An 18698-nucleotide genomic window follows, 5' to 3' on the forward strand; every position below is an offset into this window, starting at 1 on the left:
CGAGATCCGCCGGTGAAGTGCGTCGATTCGCACTTTCACCGGCGGGTTCGGATCGGTGGGTCGCCTAGACTCGAACAGAGTCGGCGGCGACTTGACGCCGTCGTTCGCCGAGGTTGGAGGTGGTTTCGTGGCGATGCCAGTTCCTCACGCCGATGGTTGGACGGCTGCCGACCTCGATCACATGCCCGAAGATGAATTGCGCTACGAGGTCTTGAATGGTCAGCTCGTCGTAAATGCCGCACCGAAACCTCGCCATCAGTTGTTGGTCAGATGGCTGGGGCGTGCCCTCGACGCGGTGTTGCCAACAGATCGCTTGGTGTTGGAAGGCGTCGGCGTGCTGATCGGCGATGACGAACCGATCCCCGATCTCATGGTGGTGGCCGAGCCGATTGATCTGGACGCCAGGGGCGTTCCCGCTCACCAAGTCGAACTCGTTGTCGAGGTCGTGTCCGAATCCACGACGTTGCAGGACCGCATGGTCAAACCAGTGGTCTATGCGGAGGCCGGGATCCCGAACTACTGGCGATTCGAGCCCAACCCGTTCAAAGGACAGTTGCCAGGGGAGTCTCTTCCTGTTCTGTTCGCCCACGAGCTCGGCGACGACCATGCTTACGAGCTGACCCACCGGGTGGCCGCGGGCAATGCGGTCACCCTGCGCAGTCCCTTCGAGTTCACGATCGACCCGGTGACGCTGCTGCCCTGACCTCGCTGTAGGGGGATTCTCGGTCGTGGTGATGATCATCAGCCGAGTGCATGGTCCGGTTCGGTTCGAACTGCGATGATGTCGCTATGAGCGCCCCCGACGAGCAACAGATACTGCGTGTGACTGCCGAGCAGTTCGCCGAAGGGGCGACTGCCGGGCTCGGTGACATCGAGATCGTCGACGGGCGTGTGGTGCGGCTGATGGCCCAGAGCCCCGTGCACAGTCGCGTGGTCCGGCGGCTGGCCGGGATGCTGGAGACGGCCCGGCGCGACGGCGGGCCGTGCATGGTTGTGGACTCCGACGTTGCCGCACGATTCGCTGACGCGGAATCCACAGCGGCGGATCGGCGGTTGAACATCCGCTACCCCGACATCTGGATCCGGGACTGCGAACCCTACGACGTCAACACCGTTCGTGCGCACATTCTGCTGGTGGTCGAGGTCACGTCCGAATCCACCATCGATGCCGATATCAATGACAAGCGAATCCAGTACGCGGCCGCCGGTATTCCTCGGTACCTGATCGTCCGGCTCGATCAGAAGGAAGAACGAATCGAAGAGATCGAGGAATACCGTCTCGACTGGTCCGGTCGCCGCTATCGCGCCCACACGGTTCACCGACGTGTATTGCTACTCGATGACCCGGTAGAGGCGACCATTCCCTTCGACGTACTGGAACAGCCCTGACGACCTCGCATGGCAGAGGGAAGCGCGCTCACAGCGGCACGGCGTGCTCCTCGGCGAAGATCTTGCGGCAGACCGGGGCGCAGAAGGCGTAGTCGGTGCCGTCGTGGGTGAGGGTGAAGCGGGCGGTGGACACCTCGACGGTCATGCCGCAGATCGGGTCGATGGCGTAACCCTCGGGGGCCTCGGCTCGGTCGCCGGAGGTCCGGTAGTCCTCGGTCATCAGCTTGGTGATCTCGGTGGCGGTGAGCGTGCGGCCGAAGGCGCCGAGGTTGTTCTCGCGTAGGCCGACGATCTGGACTACGCAGTGCGGATCGCGGGTCAGGCGTCCCGGCTCGGCCTCGGATTCGGCGATGGCTCGGGTGATCAGTGGGATCACGTGGCCGCCGAATTCGCTGTTGTTCGCCCACGACCCGGGGACGGTGAGCCGCGCCAGGTAGCGCGGGGCGTCCTCCAGGGCGGGTCCGCCGGTCGCCCACACCTCGGCGTCGCGCACCAGAACATGGGTCAATTCACGAGCCTTCGCCAGTACCGAATCCGGTGCGGCGGGCTCTGTGGTCAGGTCGCGCAGAATGCGATCGGCGAGAGCACGTTTGCGGTCGGGTGTGAGTGCGTTGTCGGAGACGAAGAGTTCGACGGTCATCATGGGCGTGCTTCTTTCGCGGGGAGCAGGGTGGTCAGCGCGACCAAAAGGAATGCCACCAGCGCGCAGGCCGTGCGCGCGAAGTGGAAGGCCTCCCAACGGCTGAGGATTTCGGCGTAGTCGGCCGGCGGACCGCTGACCGCCCATACTTTGATCTCCTGGTTGATCGGGACGTTGCCGAGCCGGGTGATGAGGAACGCCGCGATCGCGAGCACGCCCGCGCTACCGGCGAGCAGGCGTGATCGGCCGGTGGAACGGGCGGCGAGCACCAGCGTGCTCAGGACGGTCAGGCCCATCAGCGACTGCATGACCAAGCCGTTGACGCTCATCAGCGCGGTGTGGAAGGTGAAGCGCACCTCCAGCGGAACTTTGCGGAAGGCGTAGAGGACGTTCACCGCTCCATAGCCGAACGCACCGGCGAGCAGTCCGCCGAACAGTAGTGCGAACATCCGGGCCAGGAGCGGTCTTTCGGCAATTCTCACGCGCGCTGCTCCGCCGGGACGAGGGCGAGCAACTCGTCGACCGACCACTGGTCGTAGACATGCGTGCCGTGCTTCGCGGCGAGGACGCGTCCGTCGGGGGAGATCAGGAAGTCGGCGGGCAACCCGAGACTGCCGCCCTCGGGCTTGACGGGCGGGGCGACCTGCCCGCGCCGCAGGATGGCCCGAGCGGCCTGGGCGACGCCGCGCAGAATGGCGGGCCAGCCGCGCGGGTCGAGCAGGGCGCGAGGCGAGGTCGAGACGCCGAATTCGCGGTAGAGCTCGCGGTACGGATCGGCGATCACGTCCAAGGGCAGTTCGGCGGTGTACTTGCGCAATTCTTCCGCGCTGGAGTGGAAGACGATCACCTCGCGAATGTTCGCCGCGGCGATCTCGTGCCTGCGGGTGACGATCGAGCGCAGGTGCAGGTTGCACACCGGGCATCCGGCGAATCGCCGGAACTGGAGATGGAGCAGGCGATCGGGATCCGGCACCTGGACCCGTGCACCGGAGATGGTGACCAGGGTTCGGCCGGAGACAGCGCTGGGCAGCGACATGGGGAACTCCTTCTAGGTAGGTGTACTTTGTACGCCTACAACCAGTATGCGCGTAGCTTGTACGCTGTCAATCCGTGCCCCGTCCCCGCTCGCTGAGCACTGCCGATCTCGCCGCGGCGGCCCTCGCCGTGCTCGACCGCGACGGGCTGTCCGCGCTGACCATGCGTGCGGTGGCCAAGGAACTGGGCGTGGCCACCATGGCCCTGTACCGCTACGTGCGCGATCGCGATGCGCTCGAGGTGCTGGTGGCAGATCAGGTGTTCGCTTCCATCGACACGTCACTCCCGGCCGAAGGCGAGTGGAAGACGCGCGTGACCGCACTGCTCGAACACATCCGGGACGGGTTCGCGGCTCATCCGGCCGCCGTGCCGCTCGTGCTGCGGCATCGCCAGTCGTCGGTGGAATCGCTACGTGTGATGGAAGCCATGCTCGCGGTGCTGACCGAGGGTGGATTCACCGGCCGCGCGCGGGTCATCGCCCAGCGCACCTTGATCGCCTTCCTGATCGGTTACCTCCAGAACAAGCACTATGCGCCGCTGCCGGGGCGGGGGACGATCGTGATGTCCGAACTCCCCGCGCAGGATTACCCGCATCTGACGCAGACCGCGGGCCAGGCCAAGAACATGTCGGCCGACGACGAATTCCGAGGCGGTATCGAGATCGTGCTGCGCGGTCTCAGGCCATAGCGGCCACCAGGACGCGTGAGCGTCCCGCGCGCGATATCGAGCCGAAAAGCGCCGCCACGTCGATGCTTTCGGCCATCGCCCGAGCCCCTGCGTCGTTGAGATGCATGCCGTCACCGCTGTCGAAGCCGGGTCGGATGAAATCAGGCCGCTGCGGGTCCTCGACCGCACGGGCCACATCGAACACCGAGTCGAAGACCTCGCAGCCGCGCAGCCATTCGTTCACGCGCCGGCGGGTCGCCAGCGTCTCGGCGACGTGTAGACCTTCGTAGATGACGCCGCCGTAGGGGCCGATCGTCGCGGCGTGGATGGTCAGGCCCGCCGCGTGCGCCCGCTGCGCGAGGGTGGTGAAGCCCTCGATCAATTCGTCGGCGGTCGCGGGCGGCTGGCCGACCATGCCGCCCAGGGTGAGGTCGTTGATGCCGAAGTTGACCAGGACGCTGGTCACGCCGGGCACGTCGAGCACGTCGCGGTCGAAGCGCGCCAGGCCCGGTTCACCCACCTCGTCGGTCAGCAGCCGATTTCCGGCGATGCCCTGGTTGACCACCCAGCCGCGCTCCAGGCGTTCGTTGAGGACGTCGACCGAGCGGCGGTTGGCGTCGAGTGTGGTGCCGACGCCTTCGAACCAGGAGTCGCCGAAAGCGACGGCCATCGGCGTGCCCGCGGGCGCGAGCACATCGACGCCGGTGACGAAGAATCGCGCGGGCACCTCCTCGGCGGCTCGGAGTACTGCTCCGGACGTGACGTCGCCGTCCGCTATGTAAGCGGTTTCCCCGGGCTGGTGTGAGTAGGTCGCCGGCCCGGTGGGGCCGGGCAGGTAGAGGCTCAGCGCCAGATCTGTGCCTGCCTTGAAGGCCGACTCCACCGGGTCGCTGAGAACTTCGCCGCCCACCGGGACGACGACCTGCTCCGCGCCGTCGAACCGCAGCGCGGTATCGGTCCCGGGGACGATCTCGCTGCCGGTCTTGCGCAGAGCGACTCGTGCTGCGCCGATCGTCAGTGGCGTCGTCCCGTAACGGTTGGTCAGCCTGACCCGCACCTGCGCGCCGCCCCCCGCGAGGCGCAGTGCCTGGCGCACCGTCTGGTCGGTGAACGAGCGGGATTCCGCGAACTTGATCCGCCCGTCCGGGCGGATCACCCCGGTGCGGAATCCGGCGATCCAGGTGTTGGGCGACATGAAGAACCTCCACTGATTGACTTGAGGAATAATGCGTATGCATAGTTCTACGGCAGTTTGTTCCTCATGTCAACTATCCGCGTGGAAACTTTTTGGTAGGTTGCCCTCATGGACATGAGCGAGCTGCTGGACGATCCACGTCTGACCACGATGGGCCTGCTGTTCGAGGCCCACGGCGGTGTGGTCGCCAAGCTGGAGCCCGTCTGGAAGGCGCACGGTCTGTCCGGGCTGGATCTCAACGCCCTGATGCGGCTGAGCCGCTCCCCGGGGCGTCGGCTGCGCATGTCGGAGCTGGCGGTGCAGACCTCGCTGTCGACCAGTGGCGTCACCCGCTTGGTCGATCGGCTGGCTCGTGCCGAGCTGGTCGAACGGGAGCTGGACCCGGGGGATCGGCGCAGCTCCTATGCGGTGCTCACCGACGCGGGCGCGGCACGGCTCGCGCAGGTGCTGCCGGACTATCTCGCCGCCGTCGACCGCTGGTTCGTCGGATTGCTGAGGCCCGATCAGCTCACTGCGTTGTCCGAGGCGTTGCGAATCGTGCGGGATACGTCCAATCCGGAGGCCACGTTCCGGATGGATTGAACGTCAGTCCGCGCTCTCGGTCAGCAGCCGCTCCAGGCCGTCCAGGATCAGGTCGAGCCCGAAGCCGAAATCGGCTATGCCCGTGTGTTTCCCATCGATGACCAGCTGGGAGAGCGCGTTCATGTGGGGATACTCTTCGGCTGGGATGCGCGGCAGGAACTGTTGTGCGGCGGAGGCATATTCGGACGGCGCCAAGGGAAAATGCAGCTCTTGCAAGGTGAAGCCGTAGAGGTGGCTGTCGAGTGCGTTCCACGCGCGGTCGGCTTGTGGCAGTGAGAATCCCGCCGCGCGCAGGCAGCCCACGGTGGCATCGATGTAGCGCAGCATGGCGGGGCCGAGGTTGATCCGGGAGCCGATCAGTCCGGTCGCCCACGGATGGCGCAGCAATACCTCGTGGGCGGAGGCCGACCGGGCGCGCAGGGCGGCCTTCCAATCGCCGCCGGCGGCGGGTGGCGTCATCTCGCCGACCACCAGATCGGCGATGCCGTCGAGCAGGTCGTCCTTGTTGCGCACGTGGTTGTACAGCGACATCGCCTCGACGCCGAGTGCCTGTGCCAGTCGCCGCATGGACAGCGCGGCGAGGCCGTGCTCGTCGGCGAGCCGGACCGCGGCGAGCAGCACCGCGTCCCTGGTGAGCGGCGGGCGAGACTCGGGCATGGTCCCCTCTCTTGACGCACTTACGGTGTAAGCGTAGCGTCGACGGCGTCGCACTTACACTGTAAGTGTCCAATGAAGGCGAGGGATGCCATGTCCGACGGCCAGCAGTCCACCATCGAGCGCGCGACGATGACCGCGATCGTCGCGCCGCGATACGGCTCCAGCGAGGCGCTTCGGACGCAGGCGGTGCCGCGTCCGGTCGCGGCCGCGGGCGAGGTGCTGGTCCGCGTGCGCGCGGCGGCGGTATGCCGCGGCGACGTGCACCTGCTCACCGGCAAGCCCTACGCGATCCGGCTCGGTTTCGGCCTTCGGCGGCCGAAGTACCCGGTCATCGGGCACGACCTGGCAGGCGATGTCGTCGACGTCGGTCCCGGCGTGAGCGAATTCGACCGTGGGGACTCGGTTTTCGGTGCGGTCGACTCGGGAGCCTTCGCCGAATTCGCGCGCGTGCCGGTCGGGCGGCTCGCGCGCGTTCCCGATGGCCTGACCGTGATCGAGGCCGCGGCCTTGCCGGATTCGGGCATGACGGCGCTGCAAGGTCTGCGCGATGTCGGCGGACTGCGCGCCGGGCAGAAAGTACTCGTCAACGGCGCGTCGGGCGGTGTGGGAACGAGCGCGGTGCAGATCGCCAAGGCGCTCGGCGCCGACGTGACGGCGGTGTGCGGCCCACGCCACGTCGAGACGTTGCGCGCACTGGGCGCCGATCGCGTGATCGATTACACCACCGCGGATTTCACGCGCGACACGGATCGATACGACGTCCTGCTCGATTTGGTGGGCAATCGGCCGCTGACCGCATGCCGCCGGGTGCTCGCACCGAAAGGGGTCTTCGTCTCTTCGGCGGGCGCGCCTGGCGGAGACTGGCTCGGTCCGGTGCTGTGGGTGGCCAAAGTGGTGCTGACCGGCCTGGTGGTCGGCCAGACCATGCGTCCCCTGCTGATGCGCCCGTGCCGGGCGGACCTCGAGTTCCTGGCGGGGCTGGCCGCCGAGGGGAAACTGCGCCCGGTGATCGAACGGCGCTTTCCGCTCGCCGCGGCCGCCTCGGCGGTGGCCCATGTCGCCGCGGGGCACGCCCAAGGCAAGACGGTGATCGTCGTCTGAGCCGGGCGGCGAGTCATCCCGCCCGGACCGCGCCTTGGTGCTCCGCGAGGTAGTCCGCCCATCTCAGCTTGCCCACCTCGGCGCCTTCGGTCACCAGGTTCTCGCCCGCGCGGTAGACCCGGCCCGCCTTGCCCGGCACCCGGACAATCAGCAGCGCACGCCGCTTGCCGAGCGTCGCCAGATAGTCGCGGACCAGATCGCGCATCCCGAAGACCTCCGGGCCGACCAGATCCGGCACCCGTCCGGCGGGTGCGCCGCCCGCCAGTTCCACCAGCCGGGCCGCCACCTCACGGGTGTCCACCGGTTGCAGGCGCGCCCCGCCCAGCACCGGCAACACCGGCGATTTCCGCATCTTGTCCACCAGATTCGGCACGAAGTCGTGGAACTGCGCAGCCCGCAGCGTGGTCCAGGGGATGCCCGATTCGGCTACGGCTTGCTCGGCGGCGAATTTCGCGCGGAAGTAGGTCAGCGGAAGCAGGTCGGCGGCTGTGACCGAGATGTACACGAGGTGCCCGACACTCGCGGTTGCCGCTGCGCGCAGGAGATTCGCGGTCGCCACGTCGTCACCCTTGGCGCCGCCGGCCAGATGCAGGATGGTGTCGACACCCGTCACCGCGGCATCGATGCCGTCGCCGCGCAGGAGGTCCCCGGCGACGAACTCGACGCCGCCGTCCGCGGGACGCTCGGTGCGGCTCAGGACACGCACGTCGGCGCCGGTCTCGCGCAGTAGTGGAAGCACCTGGCGGCCCAGGGTGCCGGTGCCGCCGGTGACAAGGATTTTCGTGGTCATGACTGTCTCCGATCGCATCGGTGCCGATGGGGCGTTCCCATCGCTTCACCGAGACGACGACGCGCGGACACGGGCTGTGACATCCGATCACTCCTTGGCGCGGTAGCGGCGCACCTTGCTGAGGTTGCCGCAGCGGTCCATCGAGCACCAGCGGCGACGGCCGGGACGCGAGGCATCGACGAACAGCAAGCCGCAATCCTGGGCGGCGCAGACCCGGATGCGGTCGGCCAGCGGGCTGGTGAACAGGTCGATGGCGTCGCGGGCGAGCGTGGACAGCGCCGCGGACGCCGTCGCGTCGGCGAAGCCGCCGGTGCCGTCGAGCCGGAGTTCCGGGATCAGCGGGGGCTGGGCGGCGACGGCGTTGATCGCCGCGATGTTCCCCGGCGACAACTGCTCGCCCGTCGCGAGGCCGTACGCCGTGCCGGCGATCGCGGCACGCAGCGTCCGCATCGTCGGCAGATCCGATTCCTCGGCTGTCAGCTCGTCCAGTTCGAGGATCACGCCGAGGAACCGGCGCAGATCCTCGACGGTGTGCATGATCTCCCACACCGCGAGCTCGCCTTCGCCGCCGGTGTGCACGAGGTCGAGGGCGGCTCGTCCCGTACGGAAGCGGCGGCGCAGATCGGGTGGCAGGCTGGCGCGGGATTGCATGACACTAGTTTAACTGGTTACATTGCTCGCATGACGATCAGCACGCACATCAATCCCGAAACGCTGCACAGCAACCCGGCTTTCACCCAGGTCGTGCGGGTGTCGGCCGCCGCGGACACGATCTACGTGGGCGGGCAGAACGGAGTGGACGCTTCCGGTCGCGTCGTCGGTCCGGACGTCGCCTCGCAGGCCCGCCAGGCTTTCGCGAACCTGCAGACGTGTCTCGCCGCCGCGGGCGCCTCGATCGAGCACGTGGTGAAGTGGACGATCCTGGTCCGCGAGGGCGAGCCGCTGCAGGACGGATTCGCCGCGTTCGGCGAGGTATGGGGCAACCGCCCGAACCCGCCCGCGATCACTGTCGCCCAGGTCGCGGGTTTCGCGGTGCCCGGCGCCGTCTGCGAGATCGAAGCCGTGGCCGCCGTTCCGGCCTGAACCCGGTCACTCGACCGCCGCGGCGAGGCGGGCGGCGAGCTCGCGAATGTGCGTGACGAGTTCTGGTGGTTCGTGCACCCGGAACGGGAAGCCGAAGGTGGCGACGTAGATCGCCAGTTCGTCGAGCGAGTTGGCGCCGGTCCGGAGCACGCAGCTCGCGGCGTCCAGCGCTTCGATGACGCCGACGGTCGGCGCGATGCGCTCGGCGGCCACCTCCGCTGGAACGCTCATGGTGATGCGGGCGGCGTAGCGGTACGGCGCGGTGGTGACGCCGCGGGTGAGGTATCCGGACAGGTCCGCGTCGGGTGCTTCGCGCGGGGTGAAACGGGGTCCGGTCGGGATGCGCGGATGGAGGCGGTCGACGCGATAGGTGCGCCAATCCGCCCGGTCGACGTCCCAGCCGATGAGGTACCACCGCCTGCCCGTGTGTGCCAGGCGGTGCGGTTCCGTGGTGCGCGACGACATGGCGCCGTCGTGATCGCGATAGTCGAAGCGCAGACGGTGCTGATCGCGAATGGCGGCGGCGACGGCGGTGAGCACGTCGGGATCGACGGTGGGGCCGCCCGCGGGCACCGTGACCGTCGCGGCCTGGAGTGTGCCGACGCGGTAGCGCAGCCGCGCGGGCAGCACTTGCTCGAGTTTGGCGAGAGCGCGCAGCGAACTGTCCTCGATGCCCGCGATGGTGCCGCCCGCCGCGGTGCGCAGGCCGAGCGCCACGGCGACCGCCTCGTCGTCGTCCAGCAGCAACGGAGGCAGTTTCGCCCCCGCGCCGAGCCGGTACCCCGCCACACCGGGCGTCGCGTCCACCGGATAGCCCAGCGTGCGCAGCTTGTCGATGTCCCGGCGGACGGTGCGCACGTCCACCTCGAGTCGTTCGGCGAGTTCGGCGCCGGTCCAATCGCGGGGCGTCTGCAACAGCGACAGCAGGCGCAGCAGCCGCGCCGAGGTTTCCAACATGAGAGAAGTCTGTCCGAGGCCTAGGGCGATAGTTGTCCTAGGCAGACTATAACGTCGAAGGCATGAGCAACGAGATCAAGCCGTTCCGTATCGACATCCCCCAGCAGCAGCTCGACGACCTGCGTTCTCGTCTCGACGCCACCCGCTGGCCCGCCGCACTGCCCGGCGACGGCTGGGACACCGGCGTGCCGACCGTCTGGCTGCGCGAGCTGGTCGAGTACTGGCGCACCGAATACGACTGGCGCGCAGCCGAAGCGCGGCTCAACGAATATCCGCAGTACACGACGGAGATCGACGGGCAGACCATCCACTTCCTGCATGTCCGCTCACCCGAGACCGGCGCGCTGCCGCTGCTGCTGACGCACGGCTGGCCGGGTTCGGTGGCGGAATTCCTCGACGTCATCGGACCTTTGACCGACCCGAGCGCGCACGGTGGCGACCCGTCCGACGCGTTCCATCTGATCATCCCGTCGTTGCCGGGATTCGGATTCTCCGGGCCGGTCGCCGAAAAAGGGTGGACGATCGATCGGATCGCCGCGGCGTGGGCCGAGCTCATGCGCAGACTGGGCTACGAGCGCTACGGCGTGCAGGGCGGCGACATCGGAGCGGCGGTGAGCCCGCAGGTCGGCCGGACGGCGCCGGGCCAGGTGATCGGCGTGCACGTCAACGGAGGGCCCGGCCCGCACCCGCCGCTGCCGCTCGCGGAGGAGGAGCTGGCGAGCCTCACCGACCTGGAACGCGACCGCATCGGGCGGATCGAGGCATTCATGCAAGAGGAGTTCGGCTACATCGCCATCCAATCCACGCGCCCGCAGGCGCTGGCATACGGACTGGTCGATTCGCCGGTGGGGCAACTGGCCTGGATCATGGACAAGTTCCGGGAGTGGACGCATCCGCGCGGCGTCGAGCCGGACAAGATCCTCGACCGGGATCGGCTGCTGACCAACGCGATGCTCTACTGGCTCACCGGAACCGCGGGCTCGTCGGCCTATGTCGGCTACGCCCAGGAATCGCCGTGGGGCGAGCCGGCGCAGAACTCCGGCGTGCCGACGGCAGCCCTGGTCTTCGCGCACGACGTCGGCATCCGCCGCTACGCCGAGACCGAGAACACCATCACGCGGTGGACCGACGTCGATCGCGGCGGCCACTTCGCCGCGATGGAGGAACCCCAGCTGCTCACCACCGACATCCGCGAGTTCTTCCGGGACCTACGCTGAACCGTCGGTCCGCACCTCGCTCGAAAGGACGGCGTGGCGACGGCTACCGACCGTCGCGGTGAGCTCGCCCGCAGATCGCCAGGAATTCCGTTCCGCGTCGAAGGCTTGCGCCTGCTTCGCGCGGAAGGCCTCGATGGACGCGGCGTTGTCGGCGAGGAACGCCCGGTAGTCCGCCAGCCGGAATTCGCCGCCCTCGGCTCGAACACGGACGTTGCCCGCGGAGAAGTCGGCGCGCATGTCGAGCAGTTCCTCCGCTTCGACGGGATACCAGCGGATCCGATCGAAATAACGCAATAGCCAGGGCGTTTCGGCTCCTGAAGCGGTGCGGTCGGCGCCGGGCGCAATCGCGGGCGCGCCGCAGGCTCGGTGATTCCACACCTGCGTGGTACGGCCGACGAACTGGTAGCCCCCCGGCCCCTCCATGCCGTAGACACACAGGTAGGCGCCGCCGATGCCCACGGCGTTCTCCGGGGTCCAGGTGCGAGCGGGATTGTATTTCGTGGTGACCAGCCGGTGCCGGGGATCGGTGGGGGTGGCGACCGGCGCGCCGAGGTAGACGTCGCCGAGGCCCAGCACCAGGTACTCGGCTCCGAACACGGTGTCGTAGACCTCGGAGACGGAAGCCAAGCCGTTCATGCGGCGGATGAACTCGATGTTCCACGGGCACCAAGGCGCATCGGCGCGCACGCCGCGCATGTAGCGGGTGATCGCCTCGCGCGTGGACGGGTCGTCCCAGGACAGCGGCAGATGGACGACCCGGCTGGGCACGACGAGCTGATCGGAGGCGGGCAGCTGGGTCTCGGCTTCGGCGAGCAGGTCCAGCAGCGCGGGCACGGACAAGACGTGCGGATCGACCCGAATCTGCAGTGAACGAATGCCGGGGGTCAGCTCGGTCACGCCGCGCACCCCGGCGGCGAGCAGGTGCTGATGCAGGGCGTGCACACGGGCGCGCAGGCCCAGATCCAACGTCATGGCGCCGTATTCGACCAGCACTGCGTCGTCGCCCGCGCGGCGGTAGGTCACCGCGGTTTCGTCGTCGACCTCGGCGCGGCGCAGCACGCCGTCGTCACCGTCGCCGCCCGCCGACAGCACCGTCGGCCACGCGGCGCGGCGCGCGGGCCCGAGTTCCCGGATCGAGGCGGCGCGGTCACCGCGGACCGGAACGAACCGCACGCTGTCGCCCGCGGACAGTTGGCCGAGCTTCCAGCGGTCGGCCGCCACGACGGTGACCGGGCAGACGAAACCGCCGAGACTCGGTCCGTCGGGGCCGAGCAGGATGGGGGTGTCGCCCGTGAAGTCCAACGCGCCCACCGAATACGGGGTGTCGTGAATATTGGACGGGTGCAGGCCCGCCTCGCCGCCGTCGGCGCGGGCCCATTGCGGCTTCGGCCCGATCAGCCGGACACCGGTGCGGTCGGAGTTGAAGTGCACCTCGTAGTCGGTGCCGACGATGGTCTCGAAGTCGGCGCGGGTGAAGAACTCCGGAGCGCCGTGCGGGCCCTCGGTGACCGCGAGTTCCCAGCGCCGGGCCAGCACCGGCTGTTCTTCCATCGGCACGGCAGTCGTGATCCGGCCCCGGTGCGCGGCCAACGGAAGCGATTCACCGGCGCGCAAGGCGCCACCCGTGCCGCCGCCGAACCGGCCGAGTGTGAAGGTCGCCGCGCTGCCGAGGTATCCGGGCACGTCGATGCCGCCCGCGATCAGCACGTAGCAGCGCATGCCCGGTCCGCGCACGATGCCGACGTCCAATACGCCGCCCGCGGGTACGGCCAGCGTGCGCCACTGCGGCACGCGGATGCCGTCCACCGTCACGTCGGTCGGAGCGCCGGTGACGCAAACCCAAGCGGGCGCGGTGAATCGGAGCGCGGGCCCGCCGAGGGTGCATTCCAGTCCGGCGGTGCCTTCGTCGTTGCCGAGCGCTCGATTACCCAGGCGGAACGACAGATCGTCCATCGGGCCCGACGGCGGCACGCCGATGTGCCAGTACCCGATGCGGCCGGGCCAGTCCTGGACGGTGGTCAGCATGCCGGGCCGAACGACCTCGACCCGGCCGCGCGCCGGGGACGTGGCCGGTACAGCCCCGGCCACCGGTAGTGCGGCGACGGTCATCGGGACACCACCATGCGTACGGGAGTCGGGTCGAAGCCGTTGCAGGGGTTGTTGATCTGCGGACAGTTGGAAACCAGTACCAGCGTGTCGATCTCGGCGCGCAACGTGACCCGCTTGCCCGGCGCGGACAACCCGTCCACGATGCCCAGGGTGCCGTCCGCCTCGACCGGAACGTTCATGAACCAGTTGATGTTCGAGACCAGGTCCCGTTTGCCCAGGCCCCAGCGCAGGGCTTCGGTGAGGAAGTTCTCCACGCAGGCGTGCTGGTGGCGGGTGTGGTGGCCGTAGCGCAGCGTGTTGGACTCCTGTGAGCAGGCGCCCGCGATGGTGTCGTGATTGCCTACTTCGTCGGCCACGACCGTCATCAGCGCCGTGCCCGCGTCGGTGCGCAGCACGCTGCCGGTGGTCAGGAAGATGTTGCGCTGGGCGGCGACCGTTGCCTGCGCGCTGTAGCGCTCGCCGTGGTCGGCCGCCGAGTACAGCAGGCAGTCCACCGCTTGGTTGCCGTGCAGATCGATGATCTCCAGGTACTCGCCCGCCCGGATCACGGCCGACCACGGAGCGCGGGCGGGAACGGTCTCGTCGAGCACGACGGTGCGGGCCGCGGTGGAAGTCATGCGGTTACCTCCAGAGTCAGGGCGGCCGTCCAGGCCTGTTCGGTGTTCCGCACGGCACGTCGGTATTCCGGGTCCTCGCCGACCGGGACGGCGAGGTCTTCCGGCGCGGCCCAGGCGACGACGTCGAGGTCTGTCGCGGGCCGATCGTCGAGGGGATGCGCGGTGTTGGCGATCAGCACGGTGACCGGCAGGTGCACGAGCAGATCGACCGAGGAACCGGCGGCGGCGCTGCCGGTCGCGGTGAGCGCTCCGTCCCGCTCCACCCGCACGCCGCGGAAGAACGCGACCGTCGGCCCGATGCCCCGTGGTCGCAGGCCGTGTTTGGCGCCCGCGAGCCGCAGCAGCTCGCGGGCCTGGGTGGTCGGGCCGCAGAGCGCGTCGTGGTGGCCGGAGGTGTCGGCGAGCACGGTGGCCAGGAGGCGGCCCTGGTCCGACAGCAGCGGGTGGCCGCCGCCCAGGTATGCCTGCCACGGCACCTTGAGGGTGTCGGCGACGTTCAAACGCTCCCACGGTGCTTCGGCGCGCACCAGCAGCAGATGCGCGCAGGCCGCGCCGTCGGGATCGCGGAGACGGACGCGGGTACCGCGGCCGAGGACGACGTTCGCGTAACCGCCCGCGGGAACTCGCTGGGCGAAGGTGATCCTCGAGGTGGTGACCCCGGCGGGCGCGGCGGGCTCCGCGATGGTCGCCGTGGCGGCCTGCGATCGTGCGTGCGCTCGCGCGCCGGAGGTATTGGCGGTGCTTGTCACGGTGAATCCTTTCGAATGTCGGTTGCGGTGTAGGCGGCCGGGTGCGGCGGTACACCGCCGCACCCGATCGATCAGGCGGGTTGCGGTGCGGGCTCGGCGTTCACGACGCCGCGCGACCCGACGACGAAGCGGTGCACCAGCACGCCGACGGTCAGCACCAGCAGCACGAAAAGCGGCGCGGCCCAGCGCATCCACCAACCGCCGCCGTCCGGGGCGTAGACTTCCGTTCGCGGCCAGGCGAGGTTGATCACCATCACGACGCCCCAGACCACGGCGAGCGCGTTGACCGGAATGCCGAAGCGGCCCAGGCTGAACAGGCGCGCGTCGGTGCCCGCGTCGGACAGGCCGGTGAACCTGCGGACCAGCAGCGGCACCGTCACCAGCAGATAGGCCAGGTACAGCGTGACGATGCAGACGCTGGCCAGTGTCGCGAACATCGCGGCGTTGCCGAGGTTGAGCACCAGTAGCCCGATGCCGAGCACGCCGATCACCACGGCGGGCAGCGCAGGCGTGCCGTATCGCGGGTGCACGGCGGCGAGCCTGCTCGCGAACGGCAGCTTCCCGTCCCGCGCCATGGAGAACATCAGCCGCGAGCCCGCGGTCTGGATCGCGAGGGTGCACACGGTGACCGCGACCGCGACGCAGCCGAGCAGCACCTTGCCCGCCGGGCTGTCCAACTTCGCGGTGAGCACGTAGGCCAGGCCGTCGGAGGCCAGCGCGCCGTCGGACAGGCTCGGTGCGGCCATCAGCGCGCCGAGCAGCATCAGCCCGCCACCCAGCGCCGAGACCGCCAGCGCCGTGAGAATGGTGCGTGGCGCCACCCTGCGGGGATTCCTGGTCTCCTCGGAAAGCTCACCGGCCGAGTCGAATCCGACCATCACGTATGCCGCCATCAGCCCGGACACCAAGAACGCGGCCCAGTAGGGGCCCGGTGCGGCCTGATCGGTCCGCAACACCACGCCGGGCCCGCGCTCGGCGGTGGTGAAGAACAGCGCGATGATCGCCAGGACGCCGACGATCTCGATGGTGACGCCGATCGAATTGATCCGCGCCATCAGATCGATGCCGACAACGTTGATCAGCGTGGTCACCGCCAGCAGGATGCTGCCGAGCAGCACGGCATTGGTCGCGCCGGACGGCGAGGTCAGCGCGGTGTCGGAGCCGACGAGCTGGAATCCGCTCCAGATCGAGGGCAGTACCACCTGCAGCGCGATCGCCGCCGCGGCGGCCGTGACGATCTGCGCGATGATCATCATCCAGCCCGCGAACCAGCCGACGAGTTCGCCGCCGAGCCGCCGGGACCACTGGTAGATACAGCCCGAGATCGGATAGCGCGCGGCCAGTTCGGCGAAGTTGAGCGCGACGAGGAACTGGCCGGCGAACACGATCGGCCAGGTCCAGAAGAAGGCGGCTCCGCCGAACGAATAGCCGAAGCCGAAGAACTGGAAGATCGTGGTGAGGATGGAGACGAACGAGAACCCGGCCGCGAACGAGGCGTAGCGGCCGAGCTTTCGGTGTAGGACGGGCTGGTAGCCGAACCGGGCGAGGTCGGCGCTGTCACCCGTGAGGTCGGGGGGCGAGGTCGGGGCGAGCGTGGTTGCCATGGGCGGTCCTTCGGCGTGCGACCAATAACTATCAGACGATAGTTTTGCGGGCGCGATCGCGCTTTCGGTGACCTGCGTGTATCGCTTCTGGTGCGTCCGGTAACTTCTGTGTTGCCGTTATTTCTGTCAAATGACAGAAACCGCACCGCTCGTCGTGCCGAAACGACGCGGACGACTACCGCGTCGGAGCGCGCCCGCGGCTACCTGCCAGAATGAGGCGGTGGCGAACGTGGGTCCCGGACGGCCGCGCGTCGAACAGCGGCGACGACGCGGGCAGACGCCGCGTGCGGAAATCCTCGACGCCGCAGGCGAACTGTTCACCACCCAGGGGTACGCCAACACCTCCACCCGGGCGATCGCCGACGCCGTCGGCATCCGCCAGGCCTCGCTGTATCACCACTTCGCGGCCAAGGACGACATCCTCGACGCCTTGCTCGCCGAAACCGTCGCCGCGCCCATCGAACTGGCGCAGCGGCTGCGCGGCGCGACCGACCCGGCGCCGGTCCGGCTGTACGCGCTGGCCCTGTTCGACGTGCGGCAACTGTGCGCGTCGCGCTGGAACCTGGGGGCGCTGTATCTGCTGCCGGAGCTGCGTACCGAGCGCTTCGCCGCGTTCCGCCTGCGACGCGAGCAGTTGCGCGAGCACTACGAGAATGCGGCCGCGCAGGTGTTGGCCGAAGGCGGTTCGGCGAGTGCGCCCGGCACCGAGTCGCTGCCGTTCCGGTTGGTGGAGACCGTGATCAGCATCCGCTCCGACGAGGGCGCCGCACCCCGGCACGCGGAGCGGACCATTCCGGCGGCGGTGCTGCGCACGCTCGGCTGGCCCGGCGACCTGGATGCGACACGGGCCGCGGCGGTCGTATTGCTGGACCGGTTCGCGGCGTGAGATTCAGGACTTGCCGGTGCCCCGGACCCAGTTCAGTCCCCAACCGTACGCCTTGTCCACTTCTGTCACGCCCCAGCGCGGACGGTTCGGTGGCGGCGCGACGAAGCGGCCTTCACGACGTACCACCAGTCCCGAACCGGTGTTCTCGATGAGCGCCAGCACCACGTCGCGGGAGCCGTCCGGGCAACCTTCGACGCTCAGCTCGATCGGCGGCGCGGCTGCCGGGTACAGCGTCGCGGTCATCCGGACGCCGCGGAGGTCGGCCGCGCCGTCGTAAAGGGTGGCGAAGACGAGGATCCGGCGGAACTCGGCCGCGTGACCGAGGTCGACCTGGAGATTCTCACCGGCGGGGCACGCTCCGGAGCGGTCGTCGGTGTCCAGGCGGATGAACGGCGGCCGCTCCAGCGATCCGCGATCGCCGACCGGACGGACGTCGCCCTTGCGTCCATCCAGCAGTTCCCAGAAGCAGCACAGATCCAAATCCAGCGCCCCGCCCTGGCCGGACGTGCCCGAGCCCGCCGCAGCGGTCCAAGTCGAGTTGATCCGCATGACGCCTTGCGCGGTCAACGACACCGAGGGGGAGTCCGTCGTCAGGAAGACAGTGCCGAACGGGTGTGCCGTGGACGCGTTGTGGCCAGGCCACGCCGGCTGCCCTGCCGCTGGCGGGGGCGCGTATGGGTATTGCCCGAGCGGCGTCGTGTGCTGCGCCGCCGCGGGGTGCTGGCCGGGTGCCGCGTGCCGGCCCGGCTCCGGCGGTACCGGCCCGGAGGGTGGCGGTGGCGGCGTGAACTCGTGCGGCGGGGCAGGCGGCGGGGGTGGTGGTGTGTATTCGTGTGGCGCGGCGGGTTCTCCGTCCACGGAGATCCCGTAATCGGTGGCCAGTCCGGCCAAACCGGAGGCATACCCCTGGCCGACCGCGCGGAATTTCCATCCGCCCTGGCGCCGGTACAGCTCACCGAGCACGACGGCGGTCTCGCTCGTCGCGTCGATGCCGTCGAAACGGGCGACTTCCGCTCCGGTGTCGCTGTCCACGACTCGCACGAACAGTCCGTCGAGCAGCCCGACGGCGGCGCCGTCGGTGGATGCCGCGATGACGATGCCCTCGACCTGCGGCTCCACCCGCGCCAACTCCGCGGACAGCACGTCCAGCACGATCGACCCCGAGCGCTTGCCCTCGTGCCGGACGGCGCGGGACGGGTGGACGGGCTGGTTGTAGAAGACGAAATCGCTGTCGGAGCGCACCCTCCCGGACACGACGAGCAGCGCGGAGGCGTCGGCGTCCGGCGCGCCCGCCCCGGCCCGCCAGCCCACTTCGATCCGGACGTCGGAATTCGGCACGGGCACGTTGGCGCCCTTCGGCATGGACACGTCTGTCAACGTAACCGATACCGGCCCACGGCGTCCCGCATCCGCGCGTTCGC

Annotated in this window: 21 protein-coding genes; 8 read left to right on the top strand and 13 right to left on the bottom strand. The window is 69.1% G+C overall.

All coding sequences use genetic code 11. The features are described 5' to 3' along the window. Nucleotides 1-133: 133 nt before the first annotated feature. Together M8859_RS17910 and M8859_RS17915 are read left to right on the top strand one after the other, a co-directional pair. Entirely contained in the window at nucleotides 134-703 is a 570-nt protein-coding gene (locus M8859_RS17910; RefSeq protein WP_159930170.1) for a Uma2 family endonuclease, read from the top strand. A gap of 86 nt (nucleotides 704-789) precedes the next feature. Then, nucleotides 790-1389 carry a Uma2 family endonuclease gene (locus M8859_RS17915; protein WP_159930125.1) on the top strand — a complete coding sequence of 200 codons (600 nt, stop codon included), beginning with the start codon at nucleotides 790-792 and terminating at the stop codon, nucleotides 1387-1389. 28 nt (nucleotides 1390-1417) lie between these two features. Here the strand turns inward: M8859_RS17915 and M8859_RS17920 are convergent, their stop codons facing one another. The 3 genes from M8859_RS17920 to M8859_RS17930 are packed head-to-tail and all read right to left on the bottom strand — an operon-like array spanning nucleotide 1418 to nucleotide 3065. Next, nucleotides 1418-2032: an ATPase gene (locus M8859_RS17920; protein WP_249644567.1), complete on the bottom strand. Its 615-nt coding sequence runs from the start codon at nucleotides 2030-2032 to the stop codon at nucleotides 1418-1420. After that, nucleotides 2029-2511 (bottom strand): anthrone oxygenase family protein, encoded by a 483-nt coding sequence (locus M8859_RS17925; protein ID WP_249644568.1) that lies wholly within the window; start codon nucleotides 2509-2511, stop codon nucleotides 2029-2031. The genes M8859_RS17920 and M8859_RS17925 overlap by 4 nt, the downstream gene beginning before the upstream one ends. Then, nucleotides 2508-3065: a peroxiredoxin-like family protein gene (locus M8859_RS17930; RefSeq protein ID WP_223520551.1), complete on the bottom strand. Its 558-nt coding sequence runs from the start codon at nucleotides 3063-3065 to the stop codon at nucleotides 2508-2510. The genes M8859_RS17925 and M8859_RS17930 overlap by 4 nt, the downstream gene beginning before the upstream one ends. 128 nt (nucleotides 3066-3193) lie before the next feature. Between M8859_RS17930 and M8859_RS17935 the strand changes: the two genes are divergently transcribed. Beyond that, the gene (locus tag M8859_RS17935; protein ID WP_372492917.1) at nucleotides 3194-3751 is read left to right on the top strand and encodes a TetR/AcrR family transcriptional regulator C-terminal domain-containing protein; all 558 of its coding nucleotides are present in this window, start codon (nucleotides 3194-3196) and stop codon (nucleotides 3749-3751) included. Here M8859_RS17935 and M8859_RS17940 read toward each other — a convergent pair. Continuing rightward, complete coding sequence (locus tag M8859_RS17940; RefSeq protein ID WP_195070906.1) at nucleotides 3741-4925, bottom strand: GDSL-type esterase/lipase family protein; 1185 nt, start codon at nucleotides 4923-4925, stop codon at nucleotides 3741-3743. The two genes, M8859_RS17935 and M8859_RS17940, sit on opposite strands and share 11 nt — an antisense overlap. A 108-nt stretch (nucleotides 4926-5033) precedes the next feature. Between M8859_RS17940 and M8859_RS17945 the strand changes: the two genes are divergently transcribed. After that, on the top strand, nucleotides 5034-5507 hold the full coding sequence (locus M8859_RS17945; RefSeq protein WP_195070907.1) for a MarR family winged helix-turn-helix transcriptional regulator: 474 nt from the start codon (nucleotides 5034-5036) through the stop codon (nucleotides 5505-5507). Nucleotides 5508-5510: 3 nt separating this feature from the next. Here the strand turns inward: M8859_RS17945 and M8859_RS17950 are convergent, their stop codons facing one another. Continuing rightward, complete coding sequence (locus M8859_RS17950) at nucleotides 5511-6164, bottom strand: TetR/AcrR family transcriptional regulator C-terminal domain-containing protein (RefSeq protein WP_249644569.1); 654 nt, start codon at nucleotides 6162-6164, stop codon at nucleotides 5511-5513. Between the two features lie 90 nt (nucleotides 6165-6254). On the opposite strand from M8859_RS17950, the gene M8859_RS17955 reads away from it, so the two are divergent. After that, a complete protein-coding gene (locus tag M8859_RS17955; protein WP_249644570.1) occupies nucleotides 6255-7265 on the top strand; it encodes an NAD(P)-dependent alcohol dehydrogenase in 1011 nt (336 codons plus the stop codon). 13 nt (nucleotides 7266-7278) lie between these two features. On the opposite strand, the gene M8859_RS17960 is transcribed toward M8859_RS17955, so the two are convergent. Both M8859_RS17960 and M8859_RS17965 read right to left on the bottom strand, forming a co-directional pair. Continuing rightward, complete coding sequence (locus M8859_RS17960; RefSeq protein WP_249644571.1) at nucleotides 7279-8055, bottom strand: SDR family oxidoreductase; 777 nt, start codon at nucleotides 8053-8055, stop codon at nucleotides 7279-7281. Between the two features lie 87 nt (nucleotides 8056-8142). Then, complete coding sequence (locus M8859_RS17965) at nucleotides 8143-8706, bottom strand: CGNR zinc finger domain-containing protein (protein ID WP_223520564.1); 564 nt, start codon at nucleotides 8704-8706, stop codon at nucleotides 8143-8145. Nucleotides 8707-8736: 30 nt separating this feature from the next. On the opposite strand from M8859_RS17965, the gene M8859_RS17970 reads away from it, so the two are divergent. Next, nucleotides 8737-9138, top strand: coding sequence for a RidA family protein (locus M8859_RS17970; protein ID WP_159930135.1), 402 nt, complete (start codon nucleotides 8737-8739; stop codon nucleotides 9136-9138). 6 nt (nucleotides 9139-9144) lie between these two features. Here the strand turns inward: M8859_RS17970 and M8859_RS17975 are convergent, their stop codons facing one another. After that, nucleotides 9145-10095 (bottom strand): helix-turn-helix transcriptional regulator, encoded by a 951-nt coding sequence (locus M8859_RS17975; protein WP_249644572.1) that lies wholly within the window; start codon nucleotides 10093-10095, stop codon nucleotides 9145-9147. A 62-nt stretch (nucleotides 10096-10157) separates the two neighbouring features. Between M8859_RS17975 and M8859_RS17980 the strand changes: the two genes are divergently transcribed. Continuing rightward, entirely contained in the window at nucleotides 10158-11312 is a 1155-nt protein-coding gene (locus tag M8859_RS17980) for an epoxide hydrolase family protein (protein ID WP_249644573.1), read from the top strand. Here M8859_RS17980 and M8859_RS17985 read toward each other — a convergent pair. The 4 genes from M8859_RS17985 to M8859_RS18000 form a co-directional block, all read right to left on the bottom strand. After that, nucleotides 11304-13421, bottom strand: coding sequence for a 5-oxoprolinase/urea amidolyase family protein (locus M8859_RS17985; RefSeq protein ID WP_195139791.1), 2118 nt, complete (start codon nucleotides 13419-13421; stop codon nucleotides 11304-11306). The genes M8859_RS17980 and M8859_RS17985 overlap by 9 nt on opposite strands. Beyond that, nucleotides 13418-14038, bottom strand: coding sequence for an urea amidolyase associated protein UAAP2 (locus tag M8859_RS17990; RefSeq protein ID WP_195070911.1), 621 nt, complete (start codon nucleotides 14036-14038; stop codon nucleotides 13418-13420). The genes M8859_RS17985 and M8859_RS17990 overlap by 4 nt, the downstream gene beginning before the upstream one ends. Beyond that, nucleotides 14035-14787 carry a DUF1989 domain-containing protein gene (locus tag M8859_RS17995; protein ID WP_249644574.1) on the bottom strand — a complete coding sequence of 251 codons (753 nt, stop codon included), beginning with the start codon at nucleotides 14785-14787 and terminating at the stop codon, nucleotides 14035-14037. The genes M8859_RS17990 and M8859_RS17995 overlap by 4 nt, the downstream gene beginning before the upstream one ends. Nucleotides 14788-14858: 71 nt before the next feature. Then, on the bottom strand, nucleotides 14859-16391 hold the full coding sequence (locus M8859_RS18000) for an amino acid permease (protein WP_249644575.1): 1533 nt from the start codon (nucleotides 16389-16391) through the stop codon (nucleotides 14859-14861). A 220-nt stretch (nucleotides 16392-16611) separates the two neighbouring features. Between M8859_RS18000 and M8859_RS18005 the strand changes: the two genes are divergently transcribed. Then, entirely contained in the window at nucleotides 16612-17277 is a 666-nt protein-coding gene (locus M8859_RS18005) for a TetR/AcrR family transcriptional regulator (RefSeq protein WP_223520572.1), read from the top strand. A gap of 3 nt (nucleotides 17278-17280) precedes the next feature. Here M8859_RS18005 and M8859_RS36900 read toward each other — a convergent pair whose 3' ends face one another. Beyond that, nucleotides 17281-18639, bottom strand: a complete 1359-nt coding sequence (locus M8859_RS36900) for a TerD family protein (RefSeq protein ID WP_283779814.1) — start codon at nucleotides 18637-18639, stop codon at nucleotides 17281-17283. Between the last annotated feature and the right edge of the window lie 59 nt (nucleotides 18640-18698).

Source organism: Nocardia sputi (genome assembly GCF_023501985.1).